Source organism: Paraburkholderia dipogonis (assembly GCF_042680985.1).
GTDB classification, from domain to species: domain Bacteria; phylum Pseudomonadota; class Gammaproteobacteria; order Burkholderiales; family Burkholderiaceae; genus Paraburkholderia; species Paraburkholderia phytofirmans.
Genome location: NZ_JBHUFR010000033.1, coordinates 66619 through 84815, shown reverse-complemented (window position 1 = coordinate 84815; position 18197 = coordinate 66619). Strand labels below are relative to the sequence as shown.

Annotated in this window: 14 protein-coding genes; 7 read left to right on the top strand and 7 right to left on the bottom strand. The window is 55.9% G+C overall.

The features are described from left to right. Positions 1-4 precede the first annotated feature (4 nt). From ACFSNN_RS35030 to ACFSNN_RS35015, 4 genes are all read left to right on the top strand, one after another. Complete coding sequence (locus ACFSNN_RS35030) at positions 5-3154, top strand: error-prone DNA polymerase (RefSeq protein ID WP_134465680.1); 3150 nt, start codon at positions 5-7, stop codon at positions 3152-3154. Positions 3155-3200: 46 nt separating this feature from the next. Next, positions 3201-4160, top strand: a complete 960-nt coding sequence (locus tag ACFSNN_RS35025; RefSeq protein ID WP_134465679.1) for an SOS response-associated peptidase family protein — start codon at positions 3201-3203, stop codon at positions 4158-4160. Between the two features lie 704 nt (positions 4161-4864). Then, on the top strand, positions 4865-6184 hold the full coding sequence (locus tag ACFSNN_RS35020) for a hypothetical protein (protein WP_134465678.1): 1320 nt from the start codon (positions 4865-4867) through the stop codon (positions 6182-6184). 37 nt (positions 6185-6221) lie between these two features. Then, positions 6222-6854, top strand: a complete 633-nt coding sequence (locus ACFSNN_RS35015; RefSeq protein ID WP_134465677.1) for a hypothetical protein — start codon at positions 6222-6224, stop codon at positions 6852-6854. A gap of 843 nt (positions 6855-7697) precedes the next feature. Here the strand turns inward: ACFSNN_RS35015 and ACFSNN_RS35010 are convergent. From ACFSNN_RS35010 to ACFSNN_RS34995, 4 genes are all read right to left on the bottom strand, one after another. Beyond that, positions 7698-8528, bottom strand: coding sequence for a macro domain-containing protein (locus tag ACFSNN_RS35010; RefSeq protein ID WP_134465676.1), 831 nt, complete (start codon positions 8526-8528; stop codon positions 7698-7700). A 48-nt stretch (positions 8529-8576) separates the two neighbouring features. Beyond that, positions 8577-9140 carry a TIR domain-containing protein gene (locus ACFSNN_RS35005; RefSeq protein WP_134465794.1) on the bottom strand — a complete coding sequence of 188 codons (564 nt, stop codon included), beginning with the start codon at positions 9138-9140 and terminating at the stop codon, positions 8577-8579. 392 nt (positions 9141-9532) lie between these two features. After that, complete coding sequence (locus tag ACFSNN_RS35000) at positions 9533-10213, bottom strand: HNH endonuclease signature motif containing protein (RefSeq protein ID WP_166799429.1); 681 nt, start codon at positions 10211-10213, stop codon at positions 9533-9535. A 481-nt stretch (positions 10214-10694) separates the two neighbouring features. Continuing rightward, positions 10695-11615 carry a hypothetical protein gene (locus tag ACFSNN_RS34995; RefSeq protein ID WP_134465792.1) on the bottom strand — a complete coding sequence of 307 codons (921 nt, stop codon included), beginning with the start codon at positions 11613-11615 and terminating at the stop codon, positions 10695-10697. A gap of 688 nt (positions 11616-12303) precedes the next feature. Between ACFSNN_RS34995 and ACFSNN_RS34990 the strand changes: the two genes are divergently transcribed. The 3 genes from ACFSNN_RS34990 (at position 12304) to ACFSNN_RS34980 (ending at position 13916) form a co-directional block, all read left to right on the top strand. Beyond that, the gene (locus ACFSNN_RS34990; protein WP_134465791.1) at positions 12304-12495 is read left to right on the top strand and encodes a hypothetical protein; all 192 of its coding nucleotides are present in this window, start codon (positions 12304-12306) and stop codon (positions 12493-12495) included. A 20-nt stretch (positions 12496-12515) separates the two neighbouring features. Further along, positions 12516-13481 carry a tyrosine-type recombinase/integrase gene (locus ACFSNN_RS34985; protein ID WP_244323174.1) on the top strand — a complete coding sequence of 322 codons (966 nt, stop codon included), beginning with the start codon at positions 12516-12518 and terminating at the stop codon, positions 13479-13481. A gap of 198 nt (positions 13482-13679) precedes the next feature. After that, entirely contained in the window at positions 13680-13916 is a 237-nt protein-coding gene (locus ACFSNN_RS34980; protein ID WP_166799428.1) for a phage tail assembly chaperone, read from the top strand. Positions 13917-14201: 285 nt separating this feature from the next. Here ACFSNN_RS34980 and ACFSNN_RS34975 read toward each other — a convergent pair whose 3' ends face one another. The 3 genes from ACFSNN_RS34975 to ACFSNN_RS34965 are packed head-to-tail and all read right to left on the bottom strand — an operon-like array spanning position 14202 to position 18194. Further along, entirely contained in the window at positions 14202-15815 is a 1614-nt protein-coding gene (locus tag ACFSNN_RS34975) for a type I restriction-modification system subunit M (RefSeq protein WP_134465789.1), read from the bottom strand. Positions 15816-15821: 6 nt separating this feature from the next. After that, on the bottom strand, positions 15822-16916 hold the full coding sequence (locus ACFSNN_RS34970; protein ID WP_134465788.1) for an AAA family ATPase: 1095 nt from the start codon (positions 16914-16916) through the stop codon (positions 15822-15824). Between the two features lie 3 nt (positions 16917-16919). Continuing rightward, entirely contained in the window at positions 16920-18194 is a 1275-nt protein-coding gene (locus tag ACFSNN_RS34965) for a restriction endonuclease subunit S (RefSeq protein WP_134465787.1), read from the bottom strand. Between the last annotated feature and the right edge of the window lie 3 nt (positions 18195-18197).

The window sequence follows — 18197 nt, the reverse complement described above, 5'->3', positions numbered from 1 at the left end:
TGCCATGGATTCCACATTTTCCGCCCTGCCGGCTTATGCCGAGCTGTTCTGCTTTTCCAACTTCACTTTTCTGCACGGCGCCTCCCATGCGGAAGAACTGGCTGAGCGCGCGGAGCAACTGGGCTATTCAGCGCTGGCCGTCACTGACGAGTGCTCGCTGGCTGGCGTCGTGCGCGCACACGTTGCAGCGAAGCAGGCAAAGCTGCCGTTTATCGTGGGGTCCTACTTCCGTCTGGTGAACGCTGACGGATCACCCGCGTTCGGGCTGATTCTCCTCGCCAGAAACCGCGAGGGATACGGCAACCTGTCCGAGCTGATTACGCTGGCCCGTACGCGCGCTCCGAAGGGTGAGTACCGCCTGACGCCGCAGGACCTGTCGCGGCCCGACAGGGAGAATCGGCACCTGCGCGGCCTGCCCGACTGCCTGGCCATTCTGGTACCCGACTTTCCGGCGAAAGAAGACGTGCTGGCAGCACAGGTCGAATGGCTCGATGAAACGTTCACGGGTCGCGCCTGGGTGGGACTTGTGCTGCACCAGCGTGCGATGGATGACATCCATCGGGGTTCGGTTGAGTTTGTCGCGCGGAATCAGGACGTCCCGGTTGTAGCGCTCGGCAACGTCGTCATGCATGTGCGCTCGCGAAAGCCGCTGCAGGACACCATGACCGCGATCCGCGTTCGCAGGCCGGTGCATGAGTGCGGCTATGACCTGACACAGAATGCCGAGCAGCACCTGCGTTCCAGACTGCGGCTCGCTAACCTGTACCCCGACGAGGCACTTGCCGCAACCGTTGATATTGCAAGCCGTTGCGCTTTTTCACTGGATGAACTGCGCTACGAGTATCCGGACGAACTCGTTCCGACCGGCTTCACCGCTGCCGCCTATCTGCGCCAGGAAACGTACATCGGCGCACAACGACGCTTTCCGTCGGGTATTCCGCACAAGGTGCAGGAACAGATTGAGCATGAGCTTGAACTGATAGCGGAGCTGCAGTACGAACCCTACTTCCTCACGGTATACGACATCGTGCGCTTTGCACGTAGCCAGAGCATCCTCTGCCAGGGGCGCGGCTCCGCGGCTAACTCTGCCGTCTGCTATTGCCTCGGCGTAACCGAGGTGGACCCGGCTCGAGGCAACATGCTTTTTGAGCGCTTCATCTCGAAGGAACGTGGCGAGCCGCCGGACATCGATGTCGACTTTGAGCACCAGCGGCGCGAAGAAGTCATCCAGTACATCTATCGCAAGTACGGCCGCGACCGCGCCGCAATCGCGGCGGCGGTCTCCACCTATCGACCGCGTGGTGCGCTGCGTGAAACCGGCAAGGCGCTCGGCGTTGACCCCCAGATCGTTGACGTCGTTGCAAAGTCGCATCACTGGTTTGATACGAGTCAGGATCTGCTTGCGCGATTCAGGGAATCCGGCCTCGATCCGGAAAAGCCGCTGATTCAGGCGTGGGCGAAGCTCGCATCGCAATTGCTTGGCTTCCCGCGGCATCTCTCCCAGCACTCCGGCGGCTTTGTCATCAGTCGCGGCAAGCTGACGCGTCTCGTGCCTGTCGAGAATGCTGCAATGGAGGACAGGTCTGTCATCGAGTGGGACAAGGACGACCTCGAAGCGCTCGGCCTGCTGAAAATCGACGTCCTTGCACTCGGCATGCTCTCGGCCATCCGGCGCGCGCTTGATATTGTGTCGGAGCAGCGCGGCGAGCGTTTCGAAATGCAGGACATACCTGCCGAGGATCCGCAGACCTACGAGATGATTTCGGCTGCAGACACGGTTGGTGTTTTCCAGATCGAATCGCGGGCCCAGATGAGCATGCTGCCGCGGATGCAGCCCCGGACTTTCTATGACCTCGTGATCGAGGTGGCGATCGTCCGCCCAGGTCCGATTCAGGGCGGCGCCGTGCATCCTTACCTGCAGCGACGCCAGGGATTCGAGCCGGTCTCCTATCCCAGCGACGCGCTGAAAACCGCACTTGGACGAACCCTCGGCGTGCCGATCTTTCAGGAGCAGGTCATGCAGGTCGCGATTCTGGCGGCCGGTTTTACCGCCGGCGAAGCCGACCAGCTGCGTCGCGCGATGGCCGCCTGGAAACGTAAAGGCGGACTGGAAAAATATTACGACCGGATCGTTCATGGCATGCAGGAGCGCGGCTATACCCTCGCCTTCGCCGAATCCATCTTCGAACAGATCAAGGGCTTTGGTGAATACGGTTTTCCGGAAAGTCACGCGGCCAGTTTTGCGTTGCTTGTGTACGCAAGCAGCTGGTTGAAATGCCACGAGCCGGAGGCATTTCTGGCGGCCATGCTGAATTCACAGCCGATGGGTTTCTACTCGCCGTCGCAGCTCGTGCAGGACGCACAACGCCACGGTGTCAAGGTTCTGCCCGTTGACGTGACAATCAGTAGCTGGGACTCGGCACTGGTAAGTCTGCCAGGCGCCGGAAGACCAGCCGTCCGGCTCGGTATGTCGCTACTGCGAGGCATGAAAGACGGCGCTGCGGAACGCATCGAGAACGCGCGCGCGGTTCGGTCATTCGAAAGCGTCAACGACCTTGCCCGCCGCGCGCAACTGGATCGCAAGGATCTTCATGTGCTGGCCGATGCCAATGCGCTCGCCTCCCTTGCCGGTAACCGCCGTGAAGCGCTCTGGCAATCCGTCGCACCGGTTCCAGACAAGGACATGCTCGCGACAGCAGCTGTTCAGGACGAGACACCGTCGCTCGGCGCGCCAACCGAGGCAAACGACATCGTTGCTGATTACCGCTCAGTGGGCCTGACGCTTGGCCGACACCCACTTGAGCTGCTCAGGCCACAACTCCTCGCGAACAGACTGATGCCGGCGTCGACCCTGCGCACCTATCGCGATGGGCGGCTCGCCCGTGGCTGCGGGCTCGTCACGGTGCGTCAGCGTCCGGGCACAGCCAAGGGCGTGATGTTCGTGACGCTGGAGGACGAGACCGGCAACGTGAACGTGATCGTGTGGCCGAGTCTGCTTGAAAAACAGCGACAGGAAGCGCTGGGTGCGTCACTGCTCGCCGTCTATGGTACGTGGCAATGCCAGGGGGAAGTACGACACCTGGTTGCACAGCGGCTGGTCGACATGTCACACCTGCTCGGCACGCTCGTCACGTCGACGCGAAACTTCCATTAGGAACCGGCGTACCATATTCACGCACCTTTCTTCAGGGAGAGCAACCATGTGCTATTCAGCCCAGATCCAGGCGGACTACCGCAAGTACGTCAGGATGTTTGGCGCGCACATGAGCATCCGGGAGTTCGCGCAGCTGTACTGGGAGCGTGCAGAGGACAGCAATGTGAGGATTCCGAAGGCGATGGACGCCGCGTTCTCGGTCCCCCAGACCGACGAGGAACGGCGGATCAAGGAAGCGATCGACCGGTTCAACGGCGAGCAGGCGACCCGACTGGAGCAGGAATTGTTCAAACAGCGCGCGCGACTCGCCGACGCGGAACGAACACTTCAGGTCAAAACGACGAAGGCGGCCACCGAGAGCAAACGGATCGCGATTAACAAGATCGAGTCGGCGCTGAGAGGGCTCGACGATCTCCGACGCACCGAACTGAAAGACCGCGATTCACGAATTTTCCCCGGTAACTATGCTCCGGTGATGGTCATGGAAGACGGCAAGCGCGTCATCAAGCCGATGCGATATCACTGTCGCCCGGCTGGCAAACCTGCGTTCTACGACAAGAAATATCCCGGACTATACAATGCCAGGCTAGACAACCTAGAAGGCTTCTGGAAGGGAGTTTTTGGGTATTCGCACGGACTTATCGTCGCGAATGCGTTCTATGAAAACGTGAAACGACATCGCCTGGAAGGGCGCGAGCTCGCTGAAGGCGAACTGGAGGAAAACGTGGTCCTGGAGTTCAAGCCGCAGCCCGCTCAGGACATGCTCGTCGCCTGCCTGTGGTCGCACTGGCAAAGCCCTGGCGAGCCTGATCTGCTCTCCTTCGCGGCCATCACCGATGAGCCCCCTCCGGAGATTGCTGCCGCAGGCCACGATCGCTGCATCATTCCCATCAAGCCGGAGCATATCGACGCGTGGCTCAGTCCCGATCCTCGCAATCTCGCGGCACAGTACGCGATTCTGGACGACCGCCATAGACCGTACTACGAACATCGAATGGCGGCCTGAGCAGCGCAAGTCGAGAACGACTTCGGGCGAAGTCTCGGTGCACATACTCAGGTCGGCCCGCCGCCCACAAACGAAAGTCTCCCTGCGGCCAGGAGCGGACGGTCACATGCGTCGCTGCGCGGACGTTCAGGCGTCGGCTCCGCCCCGTAACCGGCCATCCAATCGTAAAGGACGGACGCTCGCTCATCGGCCGGAGCCGACGCTCGGGCGAACACGGTTCTGCGTCAGGAATGCGAAGGATTGCTGACGGTGGCGGCATCGAGCTGTCGGACGGCGACTTCCTGTGTCAGCAAACTAACATTCGCCACGCTTTGCCGGCACCCTGCCCCACACATCTTAGCGACTACTCTAATTAGTTGTCGACGTCGGCGCACCGGGTCCGTCTCACGCGCGTTGACCTTTCACGCGAAAGAAGCAGATCTGTCGCAGATATCTATGAAAAGCATTGGGCAGTTCACGTCAAGCTCTTGAGCCTACAGTCGCCGCGTGAGATCAACCGGGACGCTGGATAGGCATTCTTGGCGCCGACAACAATCTTTCTTGGATAAAGGGTCAAATCAAGCGACAAGCGAAATTCCGGTTACAATCGGCGTCTTCGCATTAACACAAGTTCTCTGTTTGTCAGCAGTATAAGGCGCAGATTGCACGCTCACGAGCGCAGCGCATTGTATCCCTAGAGGAATTATTCACGGTAAACGGCGAGCATGTTCGACAATAATATATATAACGATTGGGGCTTCAAGGAAAGCCCATTCTCCACTAAGCCGCTCCACTCTAACGAAACGGGAGACAACCTTCTTGTCGGGCGAGATGACGACATAAGGAAGCTTGCGCTCAAATTGGTCAGCAGTGACGCGGCCGTCTGTCTAGACGGGCCCGTTGGTGCAGGAAAGACTAGCCTGGCCAATGTCACCATCTATAAGGGAATGCGGAATTTCCTTGAAAAGGGGGTGCCGTCGCCTCTCTTGCTTCCGTGCGCACGGACCTTTCAGATCAAGCCAGAACAGTCTGCTGACGATCTAAAGTTCGAAATACTAATTGAAGTTGCGCAGGCATTAATTGACAATGCATGCAAATTTCAATATGGCATAAAAATAGCCGGAAGCATCGAAATGAATGCTTGGCTAAATAGCCCGCTCATAAATCAGTGGGGAGAAGGTGTTGCAACCATTCTTGCCAACGGCGATGGAGGGCAGGTAAATGAAGGTGCTGGTTTCAGTAAAAGTGGATTCGAAAAAGTTCTCACAAACTGGCTCGGAAAAATCTTTCCGGACGGGCGGAATGGTGGGGTGGTTTGCGTAATTGACAATCTTGAGCTTCTTGAGAAATCGGCCGAAGCCAGAAAGAAAATAGAAAATCTTAGGGATACGCTTTTAACCATTCAGGGAATTAAGTGGATCTTGTGCGGCGCGCATGGGATACTGCAGGGGGTAATAACCTCTCCCAGACTGGCTGGCTATTTGCAAGAGCCACTTCCTATAAAGCCGTTGACCCTCAAGGATGCGGGGGAGCTAGTTAATAGGAGAGTGAGTTTTTTTAGAATGGAGTGCGGCCCGACCCCATATTTACCTCTTTCGAATGGGGATTTTCATACACTATACACCATTCTTCAGCATAATTTGAGAATATGCCTGAGCTATGCTGAGGATTATTGCATGCACATTTCCATGCGTGGCTTGAAACCAAATTCTGAAGCTGAAAAGTCGCAGATATTTTTCAGCTGGCTTAAAGAGCGCGCCAAAGGCATTTACGAAGGTATGCGTCCACACGCGGGGCAGACTGCCATAAATCTATTATGCTTGGCAGCATCGTCGTCAGATATGGGCGGCGAGTTCAGCCCAGGTGATTACGAAAAGCTAGGATTTTCCTCTCTGCAAGCCATGCGCCCGCACGTAAAGACGCTTGAAGATTGCGGTGCACTGTCAGCGCAGAAAGATGATCTTGATCAGCGAAGGAAAACAATTTCCATAACCGGAAAAGGCTGGTTGATATATTGGTACAAAGTGACACTTGCCCAAGACTAAACTATAAAATCATCTTATAAATTCAATTTGAATCGAAATGGATATAATCTCGAAAGATAATAATAGGGTCCGTTTTTTAAATCAACTTTACACAGCGGGGAACGGTAGCAATGCCACGCTTCTGGACATGTGGCAGGTCGGGTATGGGCTGGGCCTTACACGTGACGAAACCGAAAACACCGTAGGTTTTCTAGTTGGAGAGGGCCTGGCTTCTCATCGCACTATCGGTGGTGGTATTGCGATCACACATGCAGGGGTGTTGAGAGTTGAGAAAGCGCTTTCCGAACCAAAGCCATCTACCGAGCCCTTTCCGCCAGTCGTGAATATCCTTCATGTGCAAAGCATGGTGGGTTCGCAGATTCAACAGGGAAGCAACTACAGTACGCAATCTCAGTCGATCTCGCAGTTGGACGTGGAAGCAATCAAGAGCCTAATCGGAAAACTGAAGACAGGTCTCGCGAATGTGGATCTTCCGACGGAACTCAGGGCAGAGGCGGACGCGGAAATCCAAACCGTCGAAGCCCAATTGAGATCAAGCAAGCCGAAACTTAACATCGTCAAAGAATCGATGAGAACGCTCCGCAATCTTGTCGAAGGCATAACCGCGAGCACTATCGCAGCGGGACTGTTACCCCTATTCGCCCCGGTAGCTGTCGCATTGGGCATGTGACATGATCGCGGCAAGGTACGTTGTCACGCGGGACATGAAGCAGACGGTTTCGGACCGCGATAGAGAATGATTGCCGTAAAGCTGACCTTCCGCAAGCACCCGCTCGGCAGTTTGGCTTGCGGCGCATCAAAGCAACGAGGTGTCCTTGTTGCGTCGATTGGGCAGTTCGGAATGACGTTAGGCCTTGGCAAGAGACGTTGCCGTCGCGAACAACGAACGACGGCGATGATTGAAACTTTGTATCGGTGGCCAGTGAAAACCGACACGTGCACGTGCGGAGGTCCAAAACGGCAAAGGAGGAGCCAAAAGCTGCCGCGCCAACGCCAGCATCTGAACGGCAGCTTTGGCCAGCGGATTCAACCGGTCGACGCAACGCACTGAAAAGCTGCTCTCGCGGTGCAGTTTGATCGAACGGCGCGAGTTTGCAAATGTCGAAAGCTATCGTCCGTCTCCTCGACGACGCTTGTCAGCGATTCACCCCATTGCTAACGTAGCACCCGTCCACCCCTATGTCCGCAAAGGCCGGCGAGCGGGCAGTGGCAGTTGCGCGCGCAACGACTCTAGTTCGGCCATTGCGGACATTGGGGCGGGCTGGGTTCTACGTCAGCAATGTGGCGGATTGCTGACGATGGCAGCATCGAGCAGCCGGACGGCAGCATCCAGCGTCAGCGAATTCATACTCTCGACCTGGAGCCGCCGCTCGCTACTCAACAAAGCTGACGTTCAACGTCTGACTTAACCGGACAGGCAAAAACCGCAGCTTTTTGCCTGTCCGGTTGATGGAAAAATTAGCATAGTCGTGGCTGCACCTCAACGTTGAATCTGCGAGCCCGATTTTTCCGCTTACAAACCATTCTTGGCTGATTTGATATCCAGGAGGTTAATCCTGCCTATCTTGCCGGCGTGTATAACGATGGTTAGCTTTGCCGGATACTTGAAGCGCATCTCGCTAATCCTAAACGTCCAAAGCATAATTTTCAGCAAATCCTCGTCGCTGATATTTTTATGCTCCTTGATACGGGTGATTCCAGAACCAAAGATGGGCACAGAAACGCATTTTTGAGCGTAAACTCTATTAATTTTATCCCAGAATTTTATTAAAAAACCAAGATATTCCGGCATTGTGAGCCATGCCCGGTTATTTTCATCGAACTTCGAAAAAGCCGTCAAAATATAGTCACCGTAAACGCAGATGGCTCCAATGTCGAATTGGACTTTTTTGCCAATTCTTCTAGCCGTGTTTTCACGTAGAACCTCATCATCAAACGGATAGTTTTCTATATGTTTGTCAAGCTCAGATACAGGAACACCTAGGCGCTCGGTGATGAATATTCCGTTGAGAGACTGTCTGGAAATTATTTCGTCGTCAACCTGGGTATCAAAGTACTCATTGAAAGCAATGACCTTGAATCCAGATTGATCAAAGATATCTCCTTTTTTTACTGTGACATTGCTTCCCTCGATATCCAGATTAACTTCCTCTAAGTTATTTGATCTAAACCACAGCACAGCATATGTAACGAGAAGTATTGCCAAAAAAATGCCGCCGAGCGTCAGCTTTTCTTTTGCGGGTATCTCAACAAATATCAGAAGAAGAGAAAGGCATGTGCTTATTCCTGACGCAATCGCCAAAAATTGCTTGACAATTCTGCCGTCAAAAAGACTGACTTTCATCAAAGTCTCACCTTAAACTTTATTATCTTGGTTTTCATCGACTAGTGGTTAGACTCCATAGCGATACACGTCTGGTGTTGTTTTTGTATTGACCATGAAGTCACTATCATCCAGTGACGTGGTAATAAGATCCTTATTCATAGGGACATGTAAAGTCGGAACTTTATTCATAGAGTCTCGAAGTGTCGGCAACTTATCCCATAGATTTTTGATCTCTTGCTTCAGGAAGCCGTTCCGCAAGAGGCTCTCCTTGGTGTCGTAGTCCGGGTAGATCACAATTATCGGCAGCCCGAGTGTGTTTATTCCGTAATCTATTTCCTCTCTCACGGCTCGGGAGTTTACGGTTCTTTCGCTAAGGAACAGGATCACGTTCTTTGAGTTTCTAAGGCGCTCTCGAAGCCTCGGCTTTAAAGTTGACTCCCAGTCGCTGCCATCTCGCACGCTGTAGGTCTTGCTATGTGAGTCGTTAAAAGGAAAAGAAGAATCCTTTCCTTTCCATGATCTCAATAGATTGTAATAAACAAAATCCTTGGTTGCGTATGCACCCAATAGACTTTCATTGAACGGTTCGGCAACATAGAAAGCGCAATAATTTCCGTTCGCGTACGACATTCTTACCCCTCCGAAAAATACCTTTGACGATGAATATAGACGCCTGGCTAACGTTGTAATAGGAAGACAGTTCTGCTACATAACCTGGCGACCAGACTAGCGCACACGCCAGCCATCGCTTTCGTACATGGCAGGACGTGATCGCCCGTGCATGTCGAAAGTCAAAACCGGGGGTGCGAAATCGCCATAGCATAGCTCAATGGAGCCCAAATGACGGCTTTAGGATGCCGATAGTGAGCAGCCGCTCCTGGCCGGTTGCACTCGCTAACCTATGGCGCAACAAAGCTGCCTTCGGCCCAAGACGACCTAACGAGCGGCGGCTTACGGTGAACGACGCTGGACGCGTACATTCAGCCATGAAAAGACCTTCGTATCAGGCGTCACAAGGACATTCAGGGGGCGGCTTCATTCGGCAAACGATCACTCGATCGCAGGTATTGTCCATACACTTCCCGCAGACGTTCGTCCAATTCGACTATCCGGTGCTGGGAATCGAGCGTTATCAGACCAGCGTCATATGCGCGATGCAAATCAACGCGCAACGGGATGCCATCGAGCGCGCCGTTGTCGCCGTTCTCCCAGCACCGGTCATTGAGGTGTGCTGCCTCCAGTAGTTCCGAGACATCACACCCCGTGACGACACAGCGCGCGCGGTGGTGGTCAAAGACCGCCTTTCTGAATGCTTTCTGTTGGAGGCGCTGCTTTATCTCCGCCGTTCGGTAGGCCGGTCCGTCACGCCGGTCTATGTGCGTATCGACGTAGCGATGGATAACCCGACTGCGGAGGTCCAGAAGAAGATCAGCGGGATCAAAGTACGAATAGGTGACAGCGCCATTCTGCTTCAGGATTCCCTTTAGCCCCTGCTGTCGCTGATCCTCAAAGTTCAGATCCGTGATCTCAAAGCATTGCACATTGCCAACGATCAACGAATAGACACCGCTGCCCTCCTCGCGCTCCTTAACACCGAGGTAGTCTCCAAGCCATAGTCGACTATGGCGTTCCACGAAGTGGATGGCGAAGCCTTCACCGGGCGACACGCCCATTGGACCGCCAACCCAATAGCCGTCAAGCATGTCGCCGGGACGTCGCGCGCGAGGCCGATAGTTCCTCTCCGAATCTGGATGCTTGTTTTTTGTGATTACAACTGGAGCGCCGAGTGAGATAAGCGTTGCGAACAACTCGTCTGCAGTGGTTGTGATTACGTCCATTATTTTCCCCCGTCTGTTTGGACAAAGGATATTACCTCTGTTATTTATCGTACTGTGTCTTGGTACGTCATCTGCCCGTTATGCAACCACGATGGCGAGCACAATCAGCCCTCACCCCGCATGATCGTTCGCCGCGAGGTATACCGCCCGGCGACGATTGCGCACAACAGCCAATGTGAGCCCGGCGGAGCGAACCCTTGGGCGTTCCCGAAAAGCGGTGGCGTCCATTTGGTATTCCTGCGTGTTCTAAGGTGGCGTTGGGTGAGGGCGTCATCAAGAGCGACTCGGCATGGCCCGTGGGGCGCTTTGAATACCCTAACACGGTCGCGCGCTTTCAAATGGTCCGTTAGGGCGCACCCAAGCCCGCAAGGTAAGCCTTAAATTGAGCGACCTCGGCAGGCTCCGAGACCAGCGTCGCCAACGGAGCGAGATTCTCTGACGTGAGCAATGCGCGCCCCATTCGGATCGACTCGCCAGCGCGCTCCAAAGAGAGCTCGACGCCGCTGGACCACTTGGACCAATAACTCAACTGCGAGGGCGACAAGTTGTCGATGTCCAGGTCGGCGAACGCTTTGAGATTCGTTTCCAAATCCACGATCAAGATTTCACGCAGATCGTTCTCGGAGCGGAGAGCGTCCAGATGCACAACGCGACCGACCACCGCCTCAACGTAATGCGGCCGTTTCACCGTGCGGCCAGACATCGCTTCTTCGCGTGCGATCTCCTCTCGGTTCGCTTCGCGAACCCCCATCACCTCATCGCTGCCTGTCCGAAGCAGTTGAACAACCCGACGCACAATCGGGGCTGGGTAGCCTGAATTAAGCACGAGCAATGCGCGCGATTTTTTGTGCACCCAATCAGCGCCCGGCGCGCCCGCGTCGCCTTTGCGCAGGCTCGCGACCGCAGCGTTGATTTCGTCCAAGCGAAACGAGAAACTCCAAAGCCTCTCGCGATGTTCCTTCGCAGCGATATCGCGCGTGAACTGGCTCAGCATCGTTTCGAAATCAACCCCGAAATACACGCGACCGCAATCCTTCCCAATGTTGGTTGTGCGCCCGTCTTTGGTCGCAACAAGGTAGCCGCGGCCGTGGGGGGTGCGGCAATTCGACAGGCCGCACGGGATTTTGTCTCGCAAGGCATAACTGCCAATGATCGCTTCGAGCTCGTGCGCGTTCGGATCCAACTGCCCATCGAAGCCCGGGCGCGCCAAGATGTCGGCCCAGTCATGTATCCGGGTGAGTTCCTTTTCGCCATTGAGCGTGATCATGCTGTGCTGCCTCCTGCGTCTTCGGGTTTGTTTGACGCGTTCTGGCTGTTTGCGGCGCTGCGTTTCGCTGCTGTCCAATCCATTGCTCCCGGACGCGACCGCGGATGCGCCTGCAAGTATATCGTCCGACAGGGCGAAGGCCGTGGGCGAGCGCAAGCACGTCCGCCACCCGATCGGTTTACAGGTCGGTTCGTCGGCTGCTCGCGTCGCCATGAAACGCACGCTCGGCGCAAGGCAAGGGACGTTGCTGTCGATGTGAACCGAATGACCGCAAGGGAGGGTGGGTTCGCTGATGTAGGAAGCTGACGTTCGGCTGCCCGCTGCCGCCACCGTCGGCAATACGCCACATTGCCGACGTAGAACCCAGCCCGCCTCAGTGACAGCTAAGGCCGAACCGCTGCCTTCGGAAAGCGGGAGTGGATGACCGGACCACTCAGTTAACCGCCGTTGAACCCCAGACAGCGCGACCGGCAGTTGTGGGTCGATCAGCGACCTTCGGAACGCCCCTGGCCCTCGCGTACGAAAAGGTCCGGATCCTGACGGCCCGCCCGCCGATTGACTGCTTACCTGGCGGTGCCCCCGAGCGTCGGGCATTACTCTTGATAAAATCTGTTATCAAGAGTAACCTGGCCGCCAGGCGGGCCCCGTTCCGGGCCTGAACGGCTGATCAGTGGCAGGAGAAAACACGGTGGACTATCGCGTGAGTTACGAGCACAGCCTGGCGAGCGCGCCGGACGACTTCATCGCCCAGGTGCCGGAGCAGGTGATTACCGACGTGCCGGCCAGCGTGCCGCGCGCGCTGCTGCCCGAGTTCCTCACCGACCTGATCCGCGAGCGCTCGCCGCGCATCGGCCGGATCCGCAACCTGCGCATCCTGTGAGCCGGACGAAGGAGAGGGCCGTGCCGGATCTTCCTGCAACACCCCGCAACCTCGCCGGGACCCTGGACCGGCCGCTGACGGCCGCCGGATTCCACCAGCTCGCGGCGGTGCCGGCCGAAGCCGTGTGGTTCGCCAATCTCGATAACCCGCGCACCCGGCGCGCGTACCAGACCGACCTGCGGGACTTCATGGATTTCGCGGAGATTCGGCAGCCGGACGAGTTCCGCCTCGTCACTCGCGCGCATGTGCTCGCGTGGCGCAAGGTGCTCGAGGCGCGCGCGCTGTCCGGCGCGACGATCCGGCGCAAGCTCGCGGCGCTCTCGTCGCTGTTCGAGTACCTGTGTGAAAAGAACGCGGTCGACTTCAATCCGGTCAGGGGCGCAAAGCGCCCGAAGGTCGACAGTAATGAAGGCAGGACGCCGGCGCTCGGTGATCATCAGGCCCGTGCGCTACTCGACGCCCCGGATCCGGCGACACTTAAGGGCAAGCGCGACCGCGCGCTGCTGTCGGTGCTGCTGTATCACGGCCTGCGCCGGGAAGAGTTATGCAAGCTCACGGTTCGCGACATCCACGCCCGGCGCGGCGTCCTCCATCTGCGTGTTCACGGCAAGGGCAACAAATTGCGCTATCTGCCCTTGCATGCAGGCAGCGCCGGGCGTATTCACGCTTACCTTGAAGCCGCAGGACATGGCAAATCACCCGACGCCCCCCTCTTCCAGCCGGCGCGCAGAAAGACGCACGCAAGCCTGACGGCCGATGGCGTCTACAAGATCGTGCTCGCGTACGCGGCAGCCGTGCACATCGACGTGCAGGGTTTCGGTGTGCACAGTCTGCGGGCCACGGCCGCGACCAATGCATTGGAGCACGAAGCGGATATCGCCAGGGTCCAGGAATGGCTCGGTCACGCCAATATCGCCACGACACGCATTTATGACCGGCGCAGGAGCCGCCCGGAAGACTCTCCAACATTTCGGGTTGCGTACTAAAAGCGCGATCCGCCATCGGCCATATATAACGGGCACTCGCTGGTTCGCCAATTGAGTCGCTGGTGTGGCCGGCAAGAAGCAACTTGCGTCCGCGTGTCGAGGAAGTCGAGCGCATTCTCACGGCAAGGCAGACGCGACTGGAACGCATGGAGTTGCGTCGCTCGCTTTTGGCCCTGTTGCCGCTGGGTAAATGGCGCATTGTTTCTTGCGCAGCGGTCGTTACGGCGAAACGAAGGCCATGACCCGAGGGATGTTCTTGAGACCGCACGAAGCTACGCCTTTTGCGGCCACTACGCGCTTAAGGGCGCAAGCGGGGGTTGTTTTCTGGAAGCGGTCGTTGAAGTCGCATGCTCGAACGCGGACGCTTGGAAGTCCTTCCGACAGGCGCTGCGAGATGTACCGCAGCAGGATGGGTTCGCGCTCGATATCGAGTGACCTGTTCAACCCGACACAGCGCCATGATGCCGCGTACCGCACGTATGTTAGCAACGGCGGCCGCAGGCGTGCTGTTCGATCGGTTTCGTCCTGATGTTTGCTTCCTGCACGGTGGTCTACATTGAGGGCGACGGCAACGGCGTAAGCGGCACAGGGGGACACGCAGGCGGTGTGTCGGTACCCGAGCTCGGAAGGCCCTTGCGCCGGCCGGATTTGAACTCGTAACCCTGCTTTCGCGATGCGTACAACACCGTGATGCATATCCGAGGCTTGAATCGCCATTGGTCAAGGCAGCAGGGGCAGTTTCAGCTCCTTTAGGAAGGCATTGTGCTTCTCCTTCGCCTTGGCTATATCTTTTTCGATTTTGATCAACAGGCGATGCGCCGCCTTTAAATCGACTTCTTCTTCGGCGACGGTTGTATCAACGTAGCGCGAGATGTTCAGGTTGCAATCGTTTCCCTCGATTTCTTCAACGCTTACCCGTTTGGAATAGCGCGGTTCTTGCTTGCGGTGCTGATAGGTGTCGATGATCTTATCGATATGCTCGGGCCTCAACTGGTTCTGACGTTTGCCCCTCTCGAAATGGTCGGCAGCATTTATGAAAAGTACGTCATCCGGTTTCTTGCACTTCTTCAAAACAAGGATACACACCGGGATGCCCGTCGAATAAAACAGGTTTTCCGGTAGCCCGATCACTGTGTCGATGTGCCCGTCGTTCAGCAGCTTGCGGCGAATGCGTTCTTCCACACCACCGCGGAAAAGTACGCCGTGGGGCAAGATGATAGCCATTACGCCGTCCTCCTTGAGGTAATGTAACCCGTGCAGGAGAAATGCGAAGTCCGCAGCGCTCTTGGGCGCTACACCGTGGTTCTTGAAGCGCATATCCTCATTCATCGCCTCGCCGGGCTCCCAGCGATAGCTGAACGGCGGATTAGCCACGATCGCGTCGAACTTCGGCTTTTTCGCCGGGTTCGTTTCGCGGAGGAAGTCCCAATCGTTCGTGAGCGTGTCGCCGTGATAGATCTCGAATTCTGTGTCCTTCACTCCGTGAAGCAGCATGTTCATCCGCGCCAGATTGTAGGTGGTGATGTTCTTTTCCACGCCGAATATCTTGCCGATGGTCCCGCCCGCCACCTTCATGCGATGACGAACATTGAGAAGGAGCGAGCCAGAGCCACAAGCTAGATCGAATACGCTGTCAAGCTTGTTCCGTTTTCCGGTTTTTGGTTCCTGACTGTCGAGCGTGACTATGGCCGATAGGATGCCCGAGATCTGCTGAGGGGTGTAAAACTCCCCGGCCTTCTTCCCGGAACCAGCAGCGAACTGGCCGATCAGGTATTCGTATGCGTCGCCGAGAGTATCAGTGTCGGTCGAGAACAGCGACATGCCGCGCGCGATTTCCGAGATAATTGAACAAAGTTTGGCGTTGCGGTCTGGGTACTTCCGTCCTAGCTTGTCGGAGGCGAGATTGATCTCCGAGAACAGCCCCTGAAAATTACTCTGGAAAGATTCTTCCTCGATGTACCTGAACCCCTTTTGCAATGTGTTCAGGAGATCGTCGTTCTGCGTCCGGGCGAGACGGACTATGCTACTCCAGAGGTAAGGGGGCTTAATGACGTAATGCACCTTGCGTCGCATTTGCCTTTCGAAATCGTCAATGTCGTCCGTGTTTTTTTCGTACCATACGGCCAAAGGAGGTGTCGCATCGTCGCTCGCCAGCTTTGGATAATCCGGTCCCAATTCCTTCGCGGCGGCCATTTCATAGTTGTGCGAGAGGTAACGCAGGAACAGGAAAGACAGCATGTAGTCGCGAAAATCATCCGCGTTCATCGCCCCGCGCAGTTGGTCGGCGATGTTCCAGAGGGTCTTGCCCAGTTGCTTTTGATCGTGTTCGGTCATGTAGTCTTACTTTATGTCGCCCGAGAAGAGCGCCGGGCTAAAAGGGTGGCCAGCGATGAACTGGCGAAAGATCGTTCGAAAGTGTGCCTTGTTCTCTGGCATCATCTCCCTTGGCTCGTACAACGAGTAGTCACCATGACTCATAAGGTCAATTATCCGTTTGTGCAAAGTCAAGTCCGGATCGTTGCCTGGAGCGGCAAGGCACGCTTTCCAGTCTTCCAACCCAAAGAAGGCCGCAGTCTGCTCCATTATCCGGCGCATCATGTTGAAATGATGCGTATATAGCGCGCCCGACGCCTGCACCTCCTGCAGCTCGACGAGCGCCGCCAGATGGTGAAGAAACGGTTTGGCGCTCGTGTCCAGAAGGGAATAACTATCGAGAGTCGTTCCGTTCTTCAGAAAGTAGCGGCGCGCTTTGTTCTTGATCTCATTGCACAGCACATTGAAGAACAACACGTGGTGCGTGGACACCACCACTCGCGCACCTTTTTCTGAGTGGGTCAACAGCTGGGCCAAATGATTCGCAACCGCGATGACATTGTTTTCATCCAGCGACGAGACGGGGTCGTCTATGTAAATGTACTTCACCCATTTATAGGCTTCGGCGCCGTCGAGGGTGAGCTGCACGATGGCGAGAAAGAAACACAGGATGAAAATGTTCTCTTCGCCGCGGGAGACCTTGATGTCTTCCGCCATAGTCGTGGAACCGCCGCTATTCATCTCCCGCGAAAAGCTCACCTCCCATTCCGTCGTATCAATCCGAAAATCGAAGTCGGCGTAACGATTAAGCAGTGGACGGATGCGGTTGTCCATCTCCAGCTCGTCCAGTCCGGCGAAAAATCGAGAATCTTTATTGATTTTCAGCACACGTTCGCGGTCGTTCTTGAGATCGTTGTCCCACTGAAACAGATCTTCTGTGAAGGCGTTGAAGTAAAGCGTGTCACGGTCGTCACCGTTCTTGCCCAATTCCTTAAATGCAACGGATAGGCGAGTCTTGCCCGTGCCATTGTATGCGTAGAGCAGCACGAACTTCTTTGTTTGCAGTTCAGTCCGGAGCTGCATCGCCAATTCTTGTAGGCTCAGAAAGGACGCGGAAGTCATACGCTAAGCGTCCTCCCGCGACGGAAATAGTCGATGCATTAGCCCGCTTTTAAGAGACTTCAAAGCGTCTAGCTTGTCACTTTCGGCGGCGATCTGGTCGTCGAGAGAGGAGACACAGTCGGCGATGCGCTGCTGCTCACCAAGCTTATTCTCCGTAAGACCTAGCGGTGGGATCGGGATCGGCAACGAAGCGTACTCGCTTCCATTGATCCCCGGCTGTCCGCTACGTGAAGACGTGACTCGGACCCAGTTCCAATAGCGCCGAGTCGTTAGGAAGCTGGACAGAAAGGCAGGGACAATTTTGCTTTTGTCCGGCCTGATTCGGATCAAAAAGCCTGCAAAAACTAAGCGCCCGTCGCGTGGCCGATATCGATAGGACTTTCCTACACTCGCCCCCGTCCTTGCTAAGGCGATGTCTCCGTCACACAGGTATTGGTCATCAGTCGCGTCGATGTCCACTGACGCCTTGCCTGCGGAAATAAATCGTCCGTCGTCGTCGATATCCGTGATTCGCAGATATGTCGGCAGTTTTGTTGAGTACGGAGCGGCAGGCGCATTTGCGCCGTATTCCGGCTTGCCTGCGAGCAATTGGCCAAGCGGAACGATCGTCCACTCCGACCCGTCACAAAACGGTGGAAAGCGGACGGACGGAACGAGCTTGCCCTCGATAGGAAAGAGCCGGTGAAGCAGCCCTCGTTTATGGGCCTTCAAAGCGTCCACTTTGCGTCGTTGTGCGGTAATCACCTCGTCCAGCGATGTTAGGCAGTCAGCGATCTTCTTTTGCTCTGCAGACGAAGGATGGAATAAAGAAATCTGCGCGAAATCTTTGTAATAGAGGCGTAGCCTGTCCTTCGTTAGCCCATGGGAGTGCGATGTAAGAATTCGCAACGAGTAAGGCAACTTCAAAAGACGACCGTAAAAATCTGACAACACACCTTCATTGGGCTTAAGCACCACATACGCGGGACTCACCATGCAGTCTTCGACCGCGATACCGAACGCCCCCTGCCACATCCGCATCATGTTGTATGCGATGTCATTGCGGCGAACCTTTTTGTTGCGCTCCGGGTCGGAGATGTCATCAACCTTACGGTCAAGCGATGATCGCTTCACCATGCCGTTTTCCATCGTGACAGAATAGATGGGAAGCCCATCCTCGCCACGCTCGGAACGGTTCGAGAATAAATCGCCTGCCATCTTTTCTGGCCAACCCTCCGCTTTGCGGAATTCCGGGAACCTCAGCTCTGGTGTCGCCGTTGATTTAACTTTCTTGGCCATTAA

What these genes read in the sequence shown, in the direction of transcription:
- ACFSNN_RS34975 (WP_134465789.1), bottom strand. Translation starts at nt 15,815, where the DNA reads ATGACCGAACACGATCAAAAGCAACTGGGCAAGACCCTCTGGAACATC.
- ACFSNN_RS35025 (WP_134465679.1), top strand. Translation starts at nt 3,201, where the DNA reads ATGTGCTATTCAGCCCAGATCCAGGCGGACTACCGCAAGTACGTCAGG.
- ACFSNN_RS34970 (WP_134465788.1), bottom strand. Translation starts at nt 16,916, where the DNA reads ATGACTTCCGCGTCCTTTCTGAGCCTACAAGAATTGGCGATGCAGCTC.
- ACFSNN_RS34965 (WP_134465787.1), bottom strand. Translation starts at nt 18,194, where the DNA reads ATGGCCAAGAAAGTTAAATCAACGGCGACACCAGAGCTGAGGTTCCCG.
- ACFSNN_RS35005 (WP_134465794.1), bottom strand. Translation starts at nt 9,140, where the DNA reads ATGTCGTACGCGAACGGAAATTATTGCGCTTTCTATGTTGCCGAACCG.
- ACFSNN_RS35000 (WP_166799429.1), bottom strand. Translation starts at nt 10,213, where the DNA reads ATGCTTGACGGCTATTGGGTTGGCGGTCCAATGGGCGTGTCGCCCGGT.
- ACFSNN_RS35020 (WP_134465678.1), top strand. Translation starts at nt 4,865, where the DNA reads ATGTTCGACAATAATATATATAACGATTGGGGCTTCAAGGAAAGCCCA.
- ACFSNN_RS35010 (WP_134465676.1), bottom strand. Translation starts at nt 8,528, where the DNA reads ATGAAAGTCAGTCTTTTTGACGGCAGAATTGTCAAGCAATTTTTGGCG.
- ACFSNN_RS34995 (WP_134465792.1), bottom strand. Translation starts at nt 11,615, where the DNA reads ATGATCACGCTCAATGGCGAAAAGGAACTCACCCGGATACATGACTGG.
- ACFSNN_RS35015 (WP_134465677.1), top strand. Translation starts at nt 6,222, where the DNA reads ATGGATATAATCTCGAAAGATAATAATAGGGTCCGTTTTTTAAATCAA.
- ACFSNN_RS35030 (WP_134465680.1), top strand. Translation starts at nt 5, where the DNA reads ATGGATTCCACATTTTCCGCCCTGCCGGCTTATGCCGAGCTGTTCTGC.